Source organism: Bradyrhizobium lablabi, from assembly GCF_900141755.1.
In the GTDB taxonomy this organism is placed as follows: Bacteria; Pseudomonadota; Alphaproteobacteria; order Rhizobiales; family Xanthobacteraceae; genus Bradyrhizobium; species Bradyrhizobium lablabi_A.
Genome location: NZ_LT670844.1, coordinates 6,651,048 through 6,669,239, shown reverse-complemented (window position 1 = coordinate 6,669,239; position 18,192 = coordinate 6,651,048). Strand labels below are relative to the sequence as shown.

Sequence of the window (18,192 nt, the reverse complement as noted above, 5' to 3'; positions counted from 1 at the left end):
TTGAGACCACCGCGCAACTTCGGACGCGCCACCTCGCCGCAATTTTGCATGACGGCGCCAGCGCCATAGCGCGATCACGATCAGCGCTGTCGCGAGCGCAAAACCGACCGCCTTGCCAAGAAATCGTCCGCCGGGGCGGTCGATGGTGCGCGACCACAGTGACGGCGCTTCGCCCTGGCGCGGCAAACGAAACGCCACGACGCTGTCGCCGATGGTGGCGCCGGCCTCGGAATGGCCGCCGGCGGCGATGACGACATATTGCTCGCCCTTCCACAGATAGGTCATGGGATTGGCGACGCCGGGAACCGGCAGCCGGCCCTGCCAGAGCTCTTCGCCGGATTTGGCGTCGAAGGCGCGCAGGTAAGCATCCATCGCGCCGGTGAAAACCAGCCCGCCCGCCGTGATCGCCACGCCGTTGACCAGCGGCGTGCCCCAGTTGAAGGCGATCCCGAGCGGCGCGCGGTCTTCCGAGGTGCCGACGCTCGAGCGCCAGAGAATTTTTCCGCCCTTGAGGTCGACGGCAACGAGCGTGCCCCAGGGCGGCTTGTTGCACAACAGGCCAAGCGGCGACATCGCCACAACACGCGTCAACGCAAACGGCGCACCGCGTTGCGGTCCGAAATCATAACCGGGCGGCGGCTTAAAACCTTCCGCCTCCGCTCTTGGAATCAACTTGATGATATGTACGGCGTAGGTGGTGTTGGCATAGAGGATCTGGTTGACCGGATCGAATGCCGCGCTGCCCCAATTGACGCCGCCGCCCGTCATCGGGAATTCCAGCGTGCCCTGCGTCGAGGGCGGCGTGTAGAGGCCCTCGTTGCGCAGGCCCTCGAGTTTCTCCTCGCAGGCCGAGCGACCGAGCCTCGGAAACAGCCTGAAAATGTCGGCGGTTGAAAATTGTTGCGGCATCAGCGCCGGCACATGGGTCGGAAACGGCTGCGTCGGCGACAGCTGCTCGCCTTCGGCGCCGCCTTGCGGCACAGCCCGTTCCTCGACCGGCCAAATCGGCTTGCCGGTGTCGCGGTCGAGCACAAAGACAAACCCCTGCTTGGTCGGCTGGATCACGACGTCGCGCATTCCATCGCCGGTGTCGATGCGGGTGAGCGTCGGCTGCGCCGGCAGGTCGTAATCCCAGAGATCGTGATGCACGGTCTGGAACGACCACTTAAGTTCGCCGCTCTCGGCACGCAGCGCGACCACCGAATTGGCGTGCTCGTTGTTGCCGGGCCGCTTGCCGCCCCAGAAATCCGGGCTCGGCGAGGAGGTCGGCAAAAACACCAATCCGCGCTCCTCATCCACCGACATCGGCGCCCAGACATTGGCGTGGCCGGCGATGATACCGTTGTGAATCAGCGGGTCCCAGCTCCAGCGTGCAACTCCCGTTCGTGCGTCGAAGGCGCGCACCGTGCCCGGCGGCGCATCGACGCGGACATTGTCTGATATCGAAGAGCCGACCACGACGACGCCGCGGCTTACCACCGGCGCAGATGTGATCTGGAATTCGCCCGGCCAAACAAGCGGCTTTTCGATCTCGATCTTCACTTCACCGCCCGCGCCAAAATCGGCGCAGGGAATGCCGGTCCTGGCGTCAAGCGCGATGACACGGACGTCGTTGGTGCCCATGAAGATCCGGCTGCGGCAGGCAGCGCCTTCGGCCGCCTGATCGTCGACCCAATAGGCCACGCCGCGGCAGGCATAGCGGTTTCCCGGCCGTTGATTGGTGCTGATCTTCGGATCGTATCGCCACTTTTGCACGCCGCTGCCGGGGTCGAGCGCGATGACTTCGTTGAAGGCCGAACAGAAGATCAGGCTGTCTTCGACAAATAGCGGCGTCGCCTCGAATTTCGTTCGCGCCATCACAGCCGGCGCGCGGGTTTCGAGATCGCCGGTGCGAAATTCAAAGGCGCGAACGAGCGTGCCGACATTTGCCGGCGTGATCTGGGCGAGCGGCGAAAACCGCTGTCCTCCGCGGTCGCCGCCCCAATGTTCCCACGCCAACGCCGGGGCTGTGGCCAACAGCGCGACGGCGACCAGCAATCCCCGCCCCGGAAAAACGCGCCCGCGCGCAAATTTGAAAATCGCGTGAAGCTTTCCTGGGTCGGCAGCGCGATGTAGGATCGTCTTACCCGTCGCCTTGTCGGCATTTCCAGTCATGCGGACTTCCCATGATTAAGTCGCTGATCCAACTGGCTCCCCGCAGCCCTGTCCATCCGCCGCGGGATGGATGGTTTCGCCCGCGTGACGAAAAACCGGGCGACAGGACAAGCGGCGGAACTTCGTGGACAAAAGGTGTCGACGCGCAGCTCTCGGTCCGCGCGGTCTACGCCGTGGCCGCCACGCTCGTCGCAGTGTCCTGCCTTGTCGGTGCATTCTCGAACGCACGTGACATTTCCTGGCGTCTGGGCTCACCGCACAATCTATGGGAACCGGCGCTTTGGGAGGCGACCAGCGGCATCGTCGTCGTGGCATTGTTGCCGCTGATCCGACGCGGAGCGCTGCTGTTTCGAGCCGGCGGGATCAAGCCGTTCACGACCGGAGCTACGCTGATCGCGCTGGTGATCGCCTTCTCGGCGCTGCACATCATCGGTATGGGCCTGCTTCGCGAGCTGGCCTATAGACTTGCCGGCTGGACCTACACGTTTCCGTGGTCTCGCGAAATTCTTTACGAATTCAGGAAAGACCTGTTCGCCTATCTTGCGCTGGCCGTCATCTTCTGGTTTGCCGAGCGGCCCGCCCGCGCCGCGCCGATAGAGACCGGGGAAGCTGCGCCGAAGCGTACGGCCAGTACTCCGGCCAAGCCGGAATTGTGGCTTCGAGACGGTCGTATCAGCGTCCTGATCGACGCCTGCGAGATCGTATCGGTAAGTTCGGCCGGCAATTACGTCGAATACGAATTGACCGCCCAGCGCAAACACCTGATCCGCACCACGCTGCAGGCCGAGGAGGCCCGCCTGGCGCCGTTCGGTATCGCGCGCGTGCACCGGTCACGGCTCATCAATCTGAAACGGATCGTGGCGCTGCAATGGCGGCCATCCGGCGACTTCGAGGTCCGCCTCGATACCGGCGAGACCGTCCCCGGCAGCCGCCGCTTCAAGGCGGCCGTGGCCGGAATTGCCGAGCGGTCGAAGGCCGCCGCGGCCGGCACACTTGGTCAAGCGGCAGAGTGATCGAGCGGCCGTTCCGGTTTTTATTCTGATTTCTTTTTATTTGGATTTCTTGGCGGGCTCCGCGGGCCGCGCGACGCCCCATGGATCATATTTCTCCTTGGGCTCCGGAATTCTCTCAAGCGCCGCCTTGTAGGCCTTCTCGTCCACTTCCGGCTTCTTCTGGTCCGTCTTTTTGTCGTCGCCGCCCTGATGCCGCTTGCCGCCGCCACCGCCCATCTGGGCGTGCGCCGGTGCCGCGATCAACGCCAGCATGACAGCAGCTACAGTGAACGTCTTCATCGCTTACCCCTCCCTGCCATCCCTGCCATCCCGGCCCAACTTACGTTGCCACCAGACCTTGGCAACAACGGATCGGCATCATGGCACCAACGGCGCGTTTCGTAACGGCATGTTTCAGCAATTGTTGATGGCCGGGGTGCGCGAATTGATCGCGGGGACGGGTAATTTTAACCGCAGCGGGGATAAAACTCGGCGGATGCGGCGGATCATGGTTCAGGCGGCGTTGATGATGGGGCTGGTGCCCGCCTTGGGGGCTTGCGGCTTTGCCGACAGCCGTGCGCCGCTGCCGGAATTCATGCGCACCAAGGCCAGCGAGCCGCCGCCGCCCGAGCCGCCACCCGATGTCAAACGGCTGGTTCGCGAAAAACTGGAGACGGTGTTCGTCAACACCTCAAGCCCGCACGATGTGCGCGTGTCGCAGCCGCACCACGAACCCAACGGAGCGGGCTGGACTGCCTGCGTCAAGGCGGAGCTTACTTCCGCCATGAACAAGCCGCTGGGGACCCAGACCTATCTTGTCACAATCAGCGGCGGCCAGATCATCGACCGGCGGCGCGCCAAAGCCGACGACAATTGCGTGTCGGAGAGCTACGATCCGATTTAGCGCGCGAGCTTCCACGCGCCGGAACCCGGCCGGCGGCCTTGATCGGTCCGCCTTGCGCCACCGGTCTAGTTGGCGTGAACGACCAGCTTTTCTTCGGTGAAAAACTGCAGCGCGCCGTACCCTTCCATGTCGACGGCGTACCGATAGCTGCCGTCGGTGGTCGAAAATACGGCAACCACAATGCCGCTCTCATGGTCGTCGGGTGCCTTGTCGACCTTGTCGCCAATCGCAAACTTCGCCATCGAAAACTCCTTCTGGAATCATCGATTCGATTATCCCCACAAAATGGTTAACGCTTCTTAAGCATGTGCCGCATTGGAACAGCTGGCTATTCGGCGGCTGCGGTTTCGGGTTCCAATGATGAACGCGCGGTTAACATTACCGCTCAAATCGGATCGGTGAAACAACGCTATTTTCCAATCTTTCCGCTAGCATTTTGCTGGTAACGCGGTGGAAAGCGCGGCGCTCGCAGCTCCGCAGGTCCCCGCGCGGGGAAACGGGGACGTGGTCGAGATCATCGATATAGCGACGATCCGTCGCGCATCCAAAGCCGATGCGGCCGCCCCGCGCGCGCCAACGGCAGCAGCGTCGCCGGCAAGCGAGGCTTTCGCGCCGCTGACGTCTGTCGCCGCGAGCGCGTGGCGTGCCTTGGCCGAACGCGCCAATGAGCCGAACGGCTATTATCTGCCCGGCTGGGAACTCGCCGTGAACGCCTCGGCGCGCGGCCGTACCGGCGTCTCCGCGCTGAGCGCGTGGAGCGACGCCGCGCAGGACGGCGCGCCGCGGCTGATCGGCCTGTTGCCCGTGATCCCGATGTTGCGCGCCTGCAAGATCCCGCTGCCCGCGCTGGCAAGCGCCGAACCCTATGGCACGCTGTGCACCCCGCTGCTCGATCGCGAGATGGCGCGCGATGCCGCGGCGCAATTGTTGGCCGCGGCGCGGCAAGCCGGCGCGCATGCGCTGATCCTGCGCGACGTGTCGCTCGATGGCGCCGCGATGAAAGCCTTTGACGAGGTGCTGCGGCAAGACGGCCTGCGCCCGCGTATCCTGCAATCCCGTCTCCGCGCCTGCCTTGACGCCACCCGCGACGCCGAAGAATTGCTGCGTGACGCGCTGGGGCACAAGAAACTGAAAGAACTGCGTCGCCAGCGGCATCGGCTGGCGGACTACGGCGCCCTCCGTTTCGAAGTCGCGCGCAGGCCCGAGCAAGTAGCCGCCGCGCTGGAGACCTTCCTGCGGCTGGAATCCTCCGGCTGGAAAGGCAAGCGCGGCACCGCGCTGATTCAGGACGACGGCGATGCGGACTTCATCCGCCGCGCGGCTCCCGCGCTCGCCGCGGACGGCCAATGCGAGATCGTGACGCTCTCAGCCGACATCATTCCGGTCGCGGCGGGAATCGTGCTGCGGCATCAGGATCGCGCCTTCTACTTCAAGCTCGGCATCGACGAGCGTTTTGCGAAATTCTCTCCGGGCGTGCAGCTGACGCTCGACCTGACGCGGCATCTCTGCGCCGATCCGGCGATTGCATCGGCGGATTCCACGGCTGGCGCCGATCATCCGATGATCAATCCGATCTGGCGCGGCCGGTTCGCGATCGGCGACGTCCTGATCCCGCTGCGGCGGAACGATCCGGTGGTCCCGCTGATCCATGCCGCGCTGGCGCTGCGCATAAAACTCCGCGAATTCGCGCGCGGTGCGGTTCACGTGATCCGTGGACGTTAGGCCTGCGCGCCGGATAACACTTAATTCTATGCGAACACGAAGAGGCGCGGCGTCAAAGGTCGTCGTCTGAAATTTCTGCGAGCTTCGCTAGATGCCGCAGCAGGCCCGTCTTCAACGGCTTGTTGCCGTGGATGGGGATCGAAAGCCGGATGACGCTTCCGCTCTTGCCATAAATATGATGGCTGCCGCTGACGCGAAGCAAAGTCCAGCCACGACGCTCGACGATACGAGCGAAGTCGCGACCGGATAAAGACTTCACGCAGGTAGTTCCAGCATCCGTTCCGTGCCGCCCGGCTCCGGCGGCGAAACTTCAATCGAGAGACACCCTTCGATCGCCTCGTGAAGATTCTGCATGAGTTCATCCATGCTGTCGCCTTGGGTGGCGCAGCCTGGAATGGCAGGGACTTCGGCCCAGAAGCCTCCCTCCTCCGCCTCATGCACTACAATCTTGATCTTCATCGTCGATCTCCACAACCAGATTGTCGCGCGGACATCAGCCAATTTCAAGCCTCGCCTCGCCCTACTCCGCGGCCTGCGCGTTCACCTCCGCCGAGACCTGGCGGATGGCGCGGGCGAGCTGCTCGGCGGGCTGGGCGCCCGACACTGCGTATTTCTGCGCAAAGACAAATGTCGGCACGCCGGAGATGCCTTTTTCAGAAGCCTCCTGCGCCTGCGCCGAGATCAGCGCCACGTCTTCATCGCTCGCCAGGCGCTTGCGCACGTCGTCGGCATCGAGGCCGACATCGGCGGCCGCCTGCACCAAGACATTGGTGTCGGTGAGATCGCCGCCGTCGCGAAAATACAATTCCATCAGCCGCTGCTTCATTGCCGCCGATTTGCCTTGCGCGTCCGCCCAGTGAATCAGCCGGTGGCAATCGATGGTGTTGGGCTGCCGCTTGACGAGATCGGGCCTGTACGTGAGCCCCTCTTCGCCGGCAGCCGCGACAACGCGGCCGGCGATGTTCTTGTAGGCCTCGGGCGAGCCGAATTTCGCGGTGAGATATTCATCGCGGCTGATGCCCTCGCGCGGCACCCAGGAATTGAGGAAGAACGGCCGCCAGTGAATTTCCACCGGGACATCCGGCGTCAACGCCAGCGCGTTCTCGATGCGGCGCTTGCCGATGTAGCACCACGGGCACACGACGTCGGAGACGATGTCGATCTGAAGCGGTTTTGGGGTGCTCATCGGGGTCTCCTCGCTTTCTCGGAAGTGCCAGAGATAAGTGCCAAACCCACCCTGAGCAAGGGAGTTGCCAGCAAGGGAGCTATTCGAGATCAGCCGCCATCTTCCGCATCCGCGCGGCGGTGAAATCGTCGGCCGGAAAGAATGTCTCGAGCGCCAGTTCCGACAGGGTGATATCGACCGGCGTGCCGAAAATCATCGTGGTGGAGATAAAGCTCAGCACCTCGCCGTCGAGCCGCATCTTGAAGGGGATCGCGACATTGTCGGCCGGCAGCGGCCCGGAGCGCGCCGGCATCGGATAGGCCTTCAGCTCATAATAGAGTTTTAGCAGTTCGGGATCGGCGGTCGCCTCGCATTGGCGGTGCAGCCGCTCCAGAAGGTGACTGCTCCATTCGGCGAGGTTGACGGTGCGCGGCGCCAAGGCCTCGGGGTGAAAGGCGAGACGCAGGATGTTGAAGGGCTGGCCGAGCAGACGCTGCGGGACGCCTTCCAATAGCGGCATCACCATGCGGTTGGCCGAAACCAGGTTCCAGTGCCGGTCATACGCCAGCGCGGGATTGGGCTCGTGGGCTTTCAGCACGAGATCGATCGCCTGACGCGCCGATTTCAGCGCGGGATCATCCAGCGAGCGCTGTGGAAACGCCGGCGCATAACCCGCCGCCACCAACAATACGTTGCGTTCGCGCAAGGGCACCTCGAGCCGCTCGGCAAGCTTCAGCACCATGTCGCGCGACGGCGCGGCGCGGCCGGTTTCCACAAAGCTCAAATGCCGCGCCGAAATCTCGGCGTCGACCGCGAGATCGAGCTGGCTGAGATGGCGGCGCTGGCGCCATTCGCGCAAGTGATCGCCGACATGGGAGGGTTTGGTTGGTTCGGCTCGCGCCGTGGCGGTCTGTGCGTTCATGGTGGAAAACCTAGCATGCGAATTTCACACGTTCCATTACGTCGGAGGTAATCGAACAGCGGATGCGGCTGGGCCATCTTCTGGATCAAAGGAGACGACCATGACCACGCACTACCGAACGAACCCCGCACCCCCGGCCACCGGCACGATACCGTGGATCCTCAATCTGGCGACCCGGTTGCTGGCGCGCGCCCTCAACATGCCTGAGCCGTTGGTGCACCACACCGGCGCGTTCGTGTTCGCGCAGGTGCAGGAGTTCGAGAGCAATGTTGGCCGGACGCTTTGCCCGATCCGCCTGTTACGCCGGCTTCAGGCCTGGCTCCGCCAATCCACGCACTGATCCCTATCGTCCAACCTCAGAAGGAGAACTGCCATGATCAATCCATCCGCCTTCTTGCGCCGCGCCATTCTGGCTGACGCCATCTTCAGTGGCGTCAGCGCCCTGCTGCTTACCTTCGGCGCCGGCGCGCTGGCGCCGCTGCTCGATCTTCCCGACGCGTTGCTGCGCGAGACCGGGCTATTTCTGATCGCCTATACCGCGCTGGTCGGCTGGCTCGGCACCCGACAATCCATGCCGAAGATTCTCGTGATGATCGTGATCGCAGGTAACGCGGCATGGACGCTTGCCAGCATCGCATTGCTGGTCAGCGGCGCGGTCTCGCCCAATTTGCTGGGCGAAGTTTTTGTCGTGGCCCAGGCGATCGCGACGGGCGTGTTGGCCGAGCTGCAATATATCGGGCTGCGCAAGAGCGGCGGCGCGCTGGCGGTGTAGAGTCGTCAGTGCAACGTCATGGCCGGGCTTGTCCCGGCCATCCACGTCTTTCTTGCTGCAGGCTCCGTAAGACTTGGATGCCCGGCACAAGGCCGCACAAGGCCCGGCATGACGAATCCCAGGGGGCGTCAGGCTGAAGCGCTGACTTCCCGCCCCTGCTTGCCGTTAGCCTTCGCAAAGATCCCCGATTTCGCGGCAATCATTTTGCTCGCGTCTGATTTTCCGCCGTGCCCATTCAAGGACGTGCCGTTCAACCCGGCACCGTTCGACTTGCCATTCAATTTCTGCTCAAGCTTTTCCTCCGCCCTCGCGGCTTTCTCGGCTTTCCGCAACGCCTTCCGCTCGGCCTTGGCTTTCAGGCGCAGCCGTTCGGCCCGCGCCTCGGCGCGCTTCTTCTTGCGCTTCTTCTCGCAAGCGTCGCATTTGCAGCCGATCGGCTTGAGATAGGCCTTGAAATAATCGGTGCCGTAATCGTAGTTGATCTCCTCGCCCGGCGCGATGTTCTTGATGGCGCGGATGAAGACCTTGCGCTTGCGCGGGCGGACATCGGATTCCGCGTTCGGCTTGCAGGCGTGATTGATGTAGCGGGCGATGTTCTCGCGCACCGAACCGTCGATGGTCCAGCGGCCGTTGAGTTCGAACAGATATTTGTTCTCGATCGCGTCGTCCTTCTTCTTCCGGCAATCCAGCAGCGGCCCGAAATAGCGGACTATTTTGGTGCCCTTCTTGATCGGTTTGGTGGCGAAGAGGCCAAGCCCGGTGCGGGAACGGCCGACGCGATAGGGTTTTTGCGGCGAAATGGCAGGCATGATCGACTAAAACTGGCACGCTCGTGAAGTGGCGGGATGGCGAAGCCGCTGTTCTAAGACGATTCCGGATCGTTGTCAGGTGTTTCGCGCATATTGCTTGAACCTTCCCCAGATTGCGCACGTCGAACAGCTTGGTTCCGCATTGGAGGCGGCCGGATGACGTGCGTCCCTCAGCTCTACCTCAGCTTCGGAATTGCCGTGGCGCTGTTCTGTGCCGGCTTCGGCCCGATTTCCGAGGCCAACGCACAAACATTCGGCAGCATCTACACATCCACAGCACCAAAGGCCTGCCGCGTCACCAGCGCGGGCAACGGCGTCGACGACTCCACGATCCGGGTCTGCCCGGGCAAGGCCGGCCTGATAGTGCTGGTGAGTGAGGACGATTTGCGCGAGACCGTCTCGGTCGGCCGCAGCCGAGCCGCCGCCGCCAAGGAACCGGCGGCGCAAGCCTGGTTTGGTCCGTTCAGCTCGACCACCGAAAGGGTCGAATGGCGGATGCAAGGCGGCAAGCCGTTTGCGATCATTCAACGCTGGCACATCGCCGACAATAGCGACGAGAGCAAGGACGGCCGGCCGATCGCAAAGCCGCTGCTCGTCGTGACGCGGCTGCCTCCGGGGCAAGTGTGCCATGTGGCCTATATCGACGCAGCCGCCAATTCCAACGCAAATGAGATCGCCCGCAAGGCTGCCGACGAGGTCGCGCGAGATTTCAAATGCGGCAAGGACGAGGTGAAGATAATCGGCGACAGTGGACGCGCTGTGGAGCTGGCGATGCGGCGCTAGCCTAGCACCCCGGCGGCTTGCCGACTGCTATTCTGAGCATGGCATCCAGCAAAGTTTCGGCGTCGGTACCCTCAGGCAGCCGGTGCAGGATGTCCTTCAGGCGTCCATCCAGCAGCAGCATGGTAAAACCGTGGACCAGCGACCAGGCGCGCGCGATCGCCGCGGCCTGGTCGAGCGACAGCGCCTCCTGATGGATTTCCTCCTGGCGGCTGGCGCCGATTGAGCCGGCGAGCCCCGCGAACGAGGCTTCCGCCGCCTCGTGCAGTGAGGGCCGCGAATAATCGAGGCGTTCGGTGCGGAACATCAGCCCGTACATGCCGGGATGGGCCTGCGCATAGGCGACATAGGCCTTGGCCCGCGCCATTGCTTTGTGGATCGGCGAGGTGTCGGCGGCGCCCGCTTCCTTCATCGCGGTATTGAATTGCCGGAAACCGATGGCGGCGAGTTCGCTGACGAGACCGGTGAGGTCGCCGAAATGATGGGTCGGTGCGGCATGCGACACACCGGCCTCCCGCGCCACCGCGCGCAGGGTCAATCCCGCAAGCCCGTCGCGTTCGAGCACCCGTTCCGCCGCCTGCAATAGCGCATCCCGCAGCGCGCCGTGATGATACGGCGTGCTTTCGCTGCCAGCGGCAGGCCGCGGCGCGGTTGGCTTGCGCCCGGCCCGCCCCGGCGCGGCGCCAGCAGCTGCGCGCCGGGGACGAGCCCGCGCGGTGGTTGGTTTTCTTGTCGTGCCTCTTGCCATGTTCGTTCTATAGATCACGATTTTGACACTGTAAAGATTTGGCTTGACGGGCCCGGTCGATATCTTTACGGTGTAAAGATCAATCAGGGAGCCAACCGATGCAACAGCAAGCACCGACCGGGGCGGAGCGGATCAATCTGGCGCCGATACCGATGGAATGCGACGCGCCGTATCTCAAGGTGATCGGCGAATTGCCGCGCGAACTCAACGGCACGCTCTACCGCAACGGCCCCAACCCGCAATTCGAGGTACCCGGCGCGCACTGGTTCGTCGGCGACGGCATGCTGCACGCCTTCCATCTCGAGAACGGCCGCGCCAGCTACCGCAACCGCTGGGTCCGCACCCCGAAATGGCTGGCCGAGCACGACGCCGGGCGCGCGCTGTTTTCCGGCTTCGGCGGCCGCAAGCTGCCCGATGCGCCGGCTACCGCCGTTTCCGACGGCGGCGTCGCCAATACCAATATCATCTTTCACGCCGGCCGCCTTTTGGCGCTGGAGGAAGGCCATCTGCCGACCGAGATCGAGCCGGGCACGCTCAACACCCGCGGCTATTGCAACTATGACAACCGCATCGCCGGCCCGTTCACCGCGCATCCCAAGATCGACCCCGTAACCGGCGAGATGATGTTCTTCGGCTACAATGCCGGCGGCCCGTTCAGCGCCGCGCTGTCCTATGGCTCGGTCGACGCGACAGGCGTGGTGAGCCGCTTCGACCGCTTCGAGGCGCCCTATGCCAGCATGGTGCACGACTTCATCGTCACCGAAAATCATCTGCTGTTTCCGATCCTGCCCATCACCGGCAGCATGGAACGTGCGATGGGCGGCCGGCCGCCTTACGCCTGGGAGCCGGACAAGGGCGCCTATGTCGGCGTCATGAAGCGCAAGGGTTCGGCCAAAGATATCGTCTGGTTCCGCGGCGAAAATTGCTACGTCTTCCATGTCATGAATGCCTGGGAAGAAAGTAATCGCATCGTCGCCGACGTCATGCAGTACGAGGAAGCTCCCTTGTTCCCCCATCCCGACGGCTCGCCGACCAATCCGAAAAAGTCGAGCGCGCGGCTGTGCCGCTGGACTTTTGATCTCGCCGGAAATACCGACCGCTTTTCGCAAATCTATCTCGACGACCTGACCGGCGAATTCCCGGGCATCGACGGTCGCCGCACCGGTATCAAGAGTAGTCATGGTTGGTACGCATGCGCCGATGGCGAGTTGGCGCTGACCGGCGGGCTGTCGGGCGTGGTGCATGTCGACGGCAAGGGATCGCGGCTCGAAAAATGTCTGCTGCCGGCCGGCGACACCATTTCCGAGCCGGTATTCGTCGCGCGCGGCGAGGATGCCACGGAGGGCGACGGTTGGCTGTTGGCGGTGGTCTGGCGCGCCCGGGAAAACCGCAGCGATCTCGCGGTGTTCAACGCAACCGACATCGAATCAGGCCCGGTCGCGCTGGTGCAGTTCGGCCATCGCGTGCCCGACGGGTTTCATGGAAATTGGGTGGGCGCGGCGTGAAAACGGCACCTGCCATCTGCGCCCTCCGTCATGGCCGGGCTCGTCCCGGCCATCCACGTCTTGGCCGCAGCAAAGAAGGACGTGGATGCCCGGCACAAGGCCGGGCATGACGAGCTTGATAGGGTTTCGGCCCTCATAAGCCATTGAATATGAATAGTATCTTCCAAGCTTGTTTGCGGCCTCACGTTATTTTTACACTGTAAAGATATCGCTTGACGCTCTCCCTTCTCGCCTCTAGTCTCATCTTTACAACGTAAAGATCAGCCCACAGAGGCTACCATGACGATTTTCCTCATCCTCGCCCCCTTCGCCGCCTTCTCTTTCCTGATGCTGACAACTTCCGCCATCGTGAGCCTGTTCGCAGCCGCCGCGATCTGCCTGATGGTGATCAGCTATGACATCGCGCGCGGCCGCTCCATCAAGATCCTTGGCGCGGGCTCCATGATCCTGTTCGCGACGCTCGGCGCCTATCTCACCTTGATCGATTCCGGCATGAGCAACTCGGCCATAAAGCTCGCCGTCGATGCCGGCGTGTTCGCGATTTCGCTGACATCGATTGCGCTGCGTTTCCCGTTCACCCTGCAATATGCCCGTGAGACAGTCGATACCGAGACCGCCAATTTGCCCGGCTTCCTGCGGGCGAACTACATCATCACCTCGGCATGGACCGGCGCTTTCCTGTTGATGATGATCGCAAATGTGCTGTTGACCTATGTGCCGGGCCTGCCGCTGTGGTCCGGACTGGTGATTGCGTTTGCCGCCCGCAACAGTGCGGCGTATTTTACAAAATGGTATCCAGCGTACCGGCGGGCGAAATATGGCGCGCCGACCGCATCGGCCAGCGCCGCATAAGACCGTCATTGCGACGAAGAGGCGACCAGGAGAACATCGCGATGAGAGACGTATTCGTCAGACTCCTGACCGACTTCCTCTCCGCCATCGTGTTCCTCGTGCTGTATCTCGCCACCGGCAACGTCGTGCTGGCGACGTCGGTCGCGATCGCGGGCGCGCTGGCCCAGGTGGCCTACAGCCGCGTCAAAGGAAAACCGCTCGGCTTCATGACCTATGCGAGCCTTGCGCTCGTGATCGTGCTCGGCAGCGCGACGCTCCTGACCAACGATCCCCGCTTCGTGTTGGCAAAGCCCTCGATCGCGCATTTCGCGATCGGCGCCATCATGCTCAAGCGCGGCTGGATGCTGCGCTACATGCCGCCGATGGTGGCCGAGATCATTCCCGAATATGTCACCATCGCGGGCTATGCCTGGGCGGCGCTGATGTTCGCGCTGGGGCTGGGCACCATCGCGGTGGCCTCAACCGGGGATCTCAAGCTGTGGGCGTTCTATGTGTCGGTGGTCCTGATCGGGGCGAAATTTGCCGCCTTCGCCGTGCAATACATCGCGTTCCGCATCCTCGTCACCAACCGGATTCGCGCTGCCCGCGCCTGACCAGGCCAAACAGGAAAGACGCTTGGGCATGCAGGGCGAGATGCGCTATATCGCACGCGTGCCTGCCCAATCCAAAGCCATTCCGGTTTTGCGAAGAAAAATTGAGGAGACCTAGATGGCCGTGGACGGAAACTGGAACATCACGATGTCGACGCCGATGGGCGAGCGCAATGCGACGCTGAGCCTGAAAAGTGCGGGCGGCACGCTGACGGGGACGCAAGGCGCGGACGGCAATTCGGGCGAGATTTTCGACGGTGCGGTCGCAGGCGACGACGTCGCCTGGAAGATCTCGATCACCAACCCGATGCCGCTGACGCTCGCCTTCACCGGCAAGGTTTCAGGCGACAGCATCTCCGGCGAAATGGGCATCGGCCCGATGGGCAGTTTTCCGTTCACGGGGACAAGGGCGTAAACACCATCAGATGTCGTCCCCGCGAACGCGGGGACGACGACGGGTGGACGTGGGCCGCGCCCTACCCTCACCCCAGATTCAATTCCTTGAAGAAATCATTGCCCTTGTCGTCGATGATGATGAAGGCCGGAAAATCCACGACCTCGATGCGCCAGATCGCTTCCATGCCGAGCTCGGGATATTCCACCACCTCGACCTTCTTGATGCAGTGCTCGGCAAGGTTCGCCGCGGCACCCCCGATCGAGCCCAGATAGAAGCCACCGTGCTTCTTGCAGGCCTCGCGCACCGCAGCCGCGCGGTTGCCCTTTGCCAGCATTACCATCGAGCCTCCGGCGGCCTGGAACTGATCGACAAAGGAATCCATCCGACCCGCGGTGGTCGGGCCGAACGCACCGGAGGCATAGCCTTCCGGCGTCTTCGCGGGACCGGCATAATAGATCGGATGATTTTTAAAATAATCCGGCAGCGGTTCGCCCTTCTCCAGCCGCTCGCGCAATTTGGCGTGCGCGGAATCGCGCGCCACGATCATGGTGCCGGTCAGCGATAACCGCGTCTTGATCGGATGTTTTGCCAATGTCGCCAGAATTTCTTTCATCGGCCGATTCAAATCGATTTTCACCACCTCGCCGCCAAGCGACTGCTCGACCGCGGGCAGATATTGCGCCGGGTTATGTTCGAGTTCTTCGAGATAGACGCCGTCTTTTGTGATCTTGCCGAGTACCTGGCGGTCCGCCGAGCACGACACGCCCAAACCAATAGGCAGCGACGCGCCGTGGCGCGGCAGCCGGATCACGCGCACATCGTGGCAAAAATATTTGCCGCCGAACTGCGCGCCGACGCCCAGCGACTGCGTCATCTTTAGAATTTCCTGCTCCATCTCGAGATCGCGGAAGGCGTTGCCATCGGCCGAGCCGTGGGTCGGCAGCGCATCGAGATAGCGCGCGGAAGCGAGTTTTACGGTCTTCATGCAGAGTTCGGCCGAAGTGCCGCCGATCACGATCGCCAGATGGTAGGGCGGGCACGCCGCGGTGCCGAGCGTCAGCACCTTCTCCTTCAAAAACGCCAGCAGGCGGTCTTTTGTCAGGACCGACGGCGTCGCCTGGAACAAAAAGCTTTTGTTGGCGGAGCCGCCGCCCTTGGCCATGAACATGAACTTGTAAGCGTCATCACCTTCGGCGTAGATCTCGCACTGCGCCGGCATGTTGTTGGCGGTATTTTTTTCCTCATACATCGACAATGGCGCAACTTGCGAATAGCGCAGGTTACGACGCAGATACGCATCGCGCGCGCCTTCGGAGAGCGCGGCCTCGTCGTCGCCATCGGTGAGAACCCGCGCCCCCTTCTTGCCCATGATGATCGCGGTGCCGGTGTCCTGACACATCGGCAGCACGCCTCCGGCGGCGATATTGGCGTTTTTCAAAAAGTCAAAGGCGACGAACTTGTCGTTGTCGCTCGCCTCCTTGTCATCGAGGATCGAGCGCAACTGTTTTAGGTGCCCCGGCCGCAGGTAATGATTGATGTCGCCGAACGCCGCCTCGCTGAGCGCCCGCAGCGCCTCGCGCGACACCACCAGCATTTCCTTGCCCAACACCGTCTCGACCCGCACGCCCTCGGTCGTGACCTTCTTGTACGGCGTGGTGTCCGGCCCGAGCGGAAACAGCGGCGTATGCTTATAGGGCGGAACGGGCTTTTGCTGGTCGGGAAAGGCGGTGGGGGCGTTCATGGGGTTCTCGCGGGTTTAGGAGCCGGGGCGCTCGCTCGGAGGCGCGATCGATTGAACCGTTCTAAGCACTTTTGCGGGAAAAGGAAGGTTCCGGATATCTCGCCGGTTAGAGTCGCCTACCCTCATCGCACCGTCAGCTTTCGCGGTTCCTCGCGCCGTGAACGATAGCAAGCACCGTAACTTCGTCTGCCGGCTCGTCCACCATGTAGACGATAATGTAGGGTGCTTCGATAAGTTCGCGCGTTCCTTCGACCAGTCCCGGCCGCCCGATGTGGGAAAGGCCAGGAATTGCAAGCCGGTCGATGCGGGCGAGAGATCCACTCCAGGACGTCATCGAGATCGCCGGCGGCGGCCTCGCGGATAACAACCTTCATTCGCCGAGACGACGGCGGAGCCGCTCTTTGAATTCGTCGAGCGTCAATCTCGGCGCGTTGTGGTCGGCACGCCGTCGCCGGACTTCCTCAACTTGTTCGTCGGTCAGCCGATAGATGCTTTCGTCCTGCGATTCCATCAGCATCAATAGCTTCGCGGCGTCCTGCTGGCGCTCGCTCGGCCAGGTCAGCACGCGGTCCAGGACTGCCTTTACCTGCTCTTTGCTCATGTCATCAATATATCACGGTTAGCGACAGAAAAACACCCGCCCTTGCACTATCCGCCTGCGGACGCTTCAATGGCGCAAAGGGGCAATCACAACATGACATTGAATTCAGAACTTCGCCGGCCGACCCTGCTCGCCACCACGCTCGCGCTGTTCATCGCCATGGCGCTGAGCCTATCGGGCACCTCGCCGGCGCGGGCCGACCGCTGCGACGATCTCGCAGGCCAGCTCAAGAGCCAGATCGACGGGGTTACCGTGGGCAAGACCGCGGCCAATGTGATCTATCTGACCCATCCGCAGACCAAGGAGTTCACGCTCGGGTGCGCGGGGCGCAACTACGCCAACCAGCTCTACGCCAAGGCCGACAGCCGCAAGCCGAAGCCTGCCTTTCTCGATCTGGTCGCCAGCGCCTCCGCCATCATCTTCACGCTGCCAAAGGACGACATGCTGCGGGGCGCGAGCCGCTGCATCAAGCGGCTGGGGATTTTTTACGGCAACGACGTCACCATGCGCTACCGCCGCCTCGACATGCATTGCGTCAGGACCAAGACGGACGCGTCGATCACGGTCTCGCGCGGGACCGACCAGTGAAGAGGCCCGAAGATTAGGCTTGGGCAAGCGCCGTCAAATCCGAACATTTTTACCGACATTGGAGCCTCCCGTTCACCCTGCGGCGGGATTGGCCGCATTGCCGAACACTCTACGGTCCGGATTCATAAATCATTCGCCTCCGCCAGGTCACAGTCGGGAATAGTTTTGAGGATCCTGTTCATGGCTGTTTCCAGTGCGACCGCATCGCCCCCGCCACCCCCGGTGCAAGTTCTTCTACCCAGCGTCCCCAAGCCGCCGGACGCCAAGACCGACGGCACCGCCAATGATTCCAGCACGCCGCAGCCGGTCGCCCTGGCGCCGCTGCCGCCCGGCCAGGGCACGCGGATCGATCAGCTGGTCTGACGGGTTGAGGCGGGCTGACTGTCCGCCACATATTAGCTGTCATCGCCCGCGAAAGGCGGGCGATCCAGTATTCCAGAGCAGTTCGAGATTCTCACGAACGCCGGTGCTTACTGGATACCCGCTTTCGCGGGTATGACGGCTGTTTGTGGGTTGACGCATCTGGTGCCCGGACTTCGCTGTGGCCTATACTGCCCCCCGAAAAGCCATCGAGCGGGTGCGGCGCGATGCCCAACAGCAAGACTTTTACCGGCGGCTGCCACTGCGGCATGGTGCGGTTCGAATGCACCACCGATCTTGCCATGGTGACGGCCTGCAATTGCTCGATCTGCACCAAGAAGGGCCTGCATTTCGCGTTCCTGCCGCCGCAGAGTTTTCAACTGCGCGCCGGCGGCGAGAGTTTGAAGGAATATCTGTTCAACAAGCACGCGATCCGGCACCAGCTCTGCATCGACTGCGGCGTCGCCGTATTCGCGCGCGGCAAGAAGCCCGACGGCACCGAGGTGGTGGCGCTGAACGTCAGCTGCATCGACGGCATCGAGCTTGCAAAACTGACGATGACGCCGATCGACGGGCGGAATCGATAGGGC

Annotated in this window: 24 protein-coding genes and 1 pseudogene; 13 read left to right on the top strand and 12 right to left on the bottom strand. The window is 62.8% G+C overall.

What is annotated here, in order from left to right; translation table 11 throughout:
• Positions 1-36: 36 nt before the first annotated feature.
• A pseudogene (locus tag B5526_RS30865) lies at positions 37-2,037 on the bottom strand (pyrroloquinoline quinone-dependent dehydrogenase); the annotation flags it as partial.
• A 128-nt stretch (positions 2,038-2,165) separates the two neighbouring features.
• On the opposite strand from B5526_RS30865, the gene B5526_RS30860 reads away from it, so the two are divergent.
• Entirely contained in the window at positions 2,166-3,167 is a 1,002-nt protein-coding gene (locus B5526_RS30860; protein ID WP_079543537.1) for a LytTR family DNA-binding domain-containing protein, read from the top strand.
• 36 nt (positions 3,168-3,203) lie between these two features.
• Here B5526_RS30860 and B5526_RS30855 read toward each other — a convergent pair whose 3' ends face one another.
• Complete coding sequence (locus B5526_RS30855) at positions 3,204-3,446, bottom strand: hypothetical protein (protein ID WP_079543536.1); 243 nt, start codon at positions 3,444-3,446, stop codon at positions 3,204-3,206.
• A 58-nt stretch (positions 3,447-3,504) separates the two neighbouring features.
• Between B5526_RS30855 and B5526_RS30850 the strand changes: the two genes are divergently transcribed.
• Positions 3,505-4,050, top strand: coding sequence for a hypothetical protein (locus B5526_RS30850; RefSeq protein ID WP_244562101.1), 546 nt, complete (start codon positions 3,505-3,507; stop codon positions 4,048-4,050).
• A 65-nt stretch (positions 4,051-4,115) separates the two neighbouring features.
• Here B5526_RS30850 and B5526_RS38075 read toward each other — a convergent pair whose 3' ends face one another.
• Positions 4,116-4,292 carry a hypothetical protein gene (locus tag B5526_RS38075; RefSeq protein ID WP_154071537.1) on the bottom strand — a complete coding sequence of 59 codons (177 nt, stop codon included), beginning with the start codon at positions 4,290-4,292 and terminating at the stop codon, positions 4,116-4,118.
• A 271-nt stretch (positions 4,293-4,563) separates the two neighbouring features.
• Here B5526_RS38075 and B5526_RS30845 point away from each other — a divergent pair, with 271 nt between their 5' ends.
• Positions 4,564-5,772 (top strand): GNAT family N-acetyltransferase, encoded by a 1,209-nt coding sequence (locus tag B5526_RS30845; RefSeq protein ID WP_079545601.1) that lies wholly within the window; start codon positions 4,564-4,566, stop codon positions 5,770-5,772.
• Between the two features lie 52 nt (positions 5,773-5,824).
• On the opposite strand, the gene B5526_RS30840 is transcribed toward B5526_RS30845, so the two are convergent.
• From B5526_RS30840 to B5526_RS30825, 4 genes are all read right to left on the bottom strand, one after another.
• The gene (locus tag B5526_RS30840) at positions 5,825-6,031 is read right to left on the bottom strand and encodes a type II toxin-antitoxin system HicA family toxin (protein ID WP_079543535.1); all 207 of its coding nucleotides are present in this window, start codon (positions 6,029-6,031) and stop codon (positions 5,825-5,827) included.
• Positions 6,028-6,231 carry a type II toxin-antitoxin system HicB family antitoxin gene (locus B5526_RS30835; protein WP_079543534.1) on the bottom strand — a complete coding sequence of 68 codons (204 nt, stop codon included), beginning with the start codon at positions 6,229-6,231 and terminating at the stop codon, positions 6,028-6,030. Before B5526_RS30835 ends, B5526_RS30840 begins: the two co-directional genes overlap by 4 nt.
• Positions 6,232-6,292: 61 nt before the next feature.
• Positions 6,293-6,958 carry a DsbA family oxidoreductase gene (locus B5526_RS30830; RefSeq protein WP_079543533.1) on the bottom strand — a complete coding sequence of 222 codons (666 nt, stop codon included), beginning with the start codon at positions 6,956-6,958 and terminating at the stop codon, positions 6,293-6,295.
• 79 nt (positions 6,959-7,037) lie between these two features.
• Positions 7,038-7,859, bottom strand: a complete 822-nt coding sequence (locus B5526_RS30825; RefSeq protein ID WP_079543532.1) for a helix-turn-helix domain-containing protein — start codon at positions 7,857-7,859, stop codon at positions 7,038-7,040.
• A 100-nt stretch (positions 7,860-7,959) separates the two neighbouring features.
• Between B5526_RS30825 and B5526_RS30820 the strand changes: the two genes are divergently transcribed.
• Together B5526_RS30820 and B5526_RS30815 are read left to right on the top strand one after the other, a co-directional pair.
• Positions 7,960-8,199, top strand: a complete 240-nt coding sequence (locus tag B5526_RS30820; protein ID WP_079543531.1) for a hypothetical protein — start codon at positions 7,960-7,962, stop codon at positions 8,197-8,199.
• A 33-nt stretch (positions 8,200-8,232) separates the two neighbouring features.
• The gene (locus B5526_RS30815; protein ID WP_079543530.1) at positions 8,233-8,631 is read left to right on the top strand and encodes a hypothetical protein; all 399 of its coding nucleotides are present in this window, start codon (positions 8,233-8,235) and stop codon (positions 8,629-8,631) included.
• Between the two features lie 128 nt (positions 8,632-8,759).
• Here the strand turns inward: B5526_RS30815 and B5526_RS30810 are convergent, their stop codons facing one another.
• On the bottom strand, positions 8,760-9,440 hold the full coding sequence (locus B5526_RS30810) for an SET domain-containing protein (protein ID WP_079543529.1): 681 nt from the start codon (positions 9,438-9,440) through the stop codon (positions 8,760-8,762).
• A 156-nt stretch (positions 9,441-9,596) separates the two neighbouring features.
• On the opposite strand from B5526_RS30810, the gene B5526_RS30805 reads away from it, so the two are divergent.
• On the top strand, positions 9,597-10,223 hold the full coding sequence (locus B5526_RS30805) for a hypothetical protein (protein WP_079543528.1): 627 nt from the start codon (positions 9,597-9,599) through the stop codon (positions 10,221-10,223).
• Between the two features lies 1 nt (position 10,224).
• Here B5526_RS30805 and B5526_RS30800 read toward each other — a convergent pair whose 3' ends face one another.
• Positions 10,225-10,968, bottom strand: a complete 744-nt coding sequence (locus B5526_RS30800) for a TetR/AcrR family transcriptional regulator (protein ID WP_079543527.1) — start codon at positions 10,966-10,968, stop codon at positions 10,225-10,227.
• A 98-nt stretch (positions 10,969-11,066) separates the two neighbouring features.
• Between B5526_RS30800 and B5526_RS30795 the strand changes: the two genes are divergently transcribed.
• The 4 genes from B5526_RS30795 (at position 11,067) to B5526_RS30775 (ending at position 14,330) form a co-directional block, all read left to right on the top strand.
• Positions 11,067-12,473: a carotenoid oxygenase family protein gene (locus B5526_RS30795; RefSeq protein WP_079543526.1), complete on the top strand. Its 1,407-nt coding sequence runs from the start codon at positions 11,067-11,069 to the stop codon at positions 12,471-12,473.
• A gap of 279 nt (positions 12,474-12,752) precedes the next feature.
• Entirely contained in the window at positions 12,753-13,325 is a 573-nt protein-coding gene (locus tag B5526_RS30785) for a hypothetical protein (protein ID WP_079543524.1), read from the top strand.
• A gap of 41 nt (positions 13,326-13,366) precedes the next feature.
• Positions 13,367-13,918 (top strand): inner membrane-spanning protein YciB, encoded by a 552-nt coding sequence (locus B5526_RS30780; protein ID WP_079543523.1) that lies wholly within the window; start codon positions 13,367-13,369, stop codon positions 13,916-13,918.
• 115 nt (positions 13,919-14,033) lie between these two features.
• Positions 14,034-14,330 carry a hypothetical protein gene (locus B5526_RS30775; protein WP_079543522.1) on the top strand — a complete coding sequence of 99 codons (297 nt, stop codon included), beginning with the start codon at positions 14,034-14,036 and terminating at the stop codon, positions 14,328-14,330.
• A 67-nt stretch (positions 14,331-14,397) separates the two neighbouring features.
• Here B5526_RS30775 and B5526_RS30770 read toward each other — a convergent pair whose 3' ends face one another.
• The 3 genes from B5526_RS30770 to B5526_RS30760 form a co-directional block, all read right to left on the bottom strand.
• A complete protein-coding gene (locus B5526_RS30770) occupies positions 14,398-16,053 on the bottom strand; it encodes a fumarate hydratase (RefSeq protein WP_079543521.1) in 1,656 nt (551 codons plus the stop codon).
• A 133-nt stretch (positions 16,054-16,186) separates the two neighbouring features.
• Positions 16,187-16,387 carry a type II toxin-antitoxin system RelE/ParE family toxin gene (locus B5526_RS30765; RefSeq protein ID WP_079543520.1) on the bottom strand — a complete coding sequence of 67 codons (201 nt, stop codon included), beginning with the start codon at positions 16,385-16,387 and terminating at the stop codon, positions 16,187-16,189.
• Between the two features lie 36 nt (positions 16,388-16,423).
• The gene (locus B5526_RS30760) at positions 16,424-16,654 is read right to left on the bottom strand and encodes a hypothetical protein (RefSeq protein WP_079543519.1); all 231 of its coding nucleotides are present in this window, start codon (positions 16,652-16,654) and stop codon (positions 16,424-16,426) included.
• Positions 16,655-16,747: 93 nt separating this feature from the next.
• Between B5526_RS30760 and B5526_RS30755 the strand changes: the two genes are divergently transcribed.
• From B5526_RS30755 to B5526_RS30750, 3 genes are all read left to right on the top strand, one after another.
• Positions 16,748-17,242 carry a hypothetical protein gene (locus tag B5526_RS30755; protein ID WP_433994604.1) on the top strand — a complete coding sequence of 165 codons (495 nt, stop codon included), beginning with the start codon at positions 16,748-16,750 and terminating at the stop codon, positions 17,240-17,242.
• A gap of 180 nt (positions 17,243-17,422) precedes the next feature.
• Positions 17,423-17,605: a hypothetical protein gene (locus B5526_RS38070; protein WP_154071536.1), complete on the top strand. Its 183-nt coding sequence runs from the start codon at positions 17,423-17,425 to the stop codon at positions 17,603-17,605.
• A 224-nt stretch (positions 17,606-17,829) separates the two neighbouring features.
• Positions 17,830-18,189, top strand: coding sequence for a GFA family protein (locus B5526_RS30750; protein WP_079543518.1), 360 nt, complete (start codon positions 17,830-17,832; stop codon positions 18,187-18,189).
• The last annotated feature ends 3 nt before the right edge of the window (positions 18,190-18,192 follow it).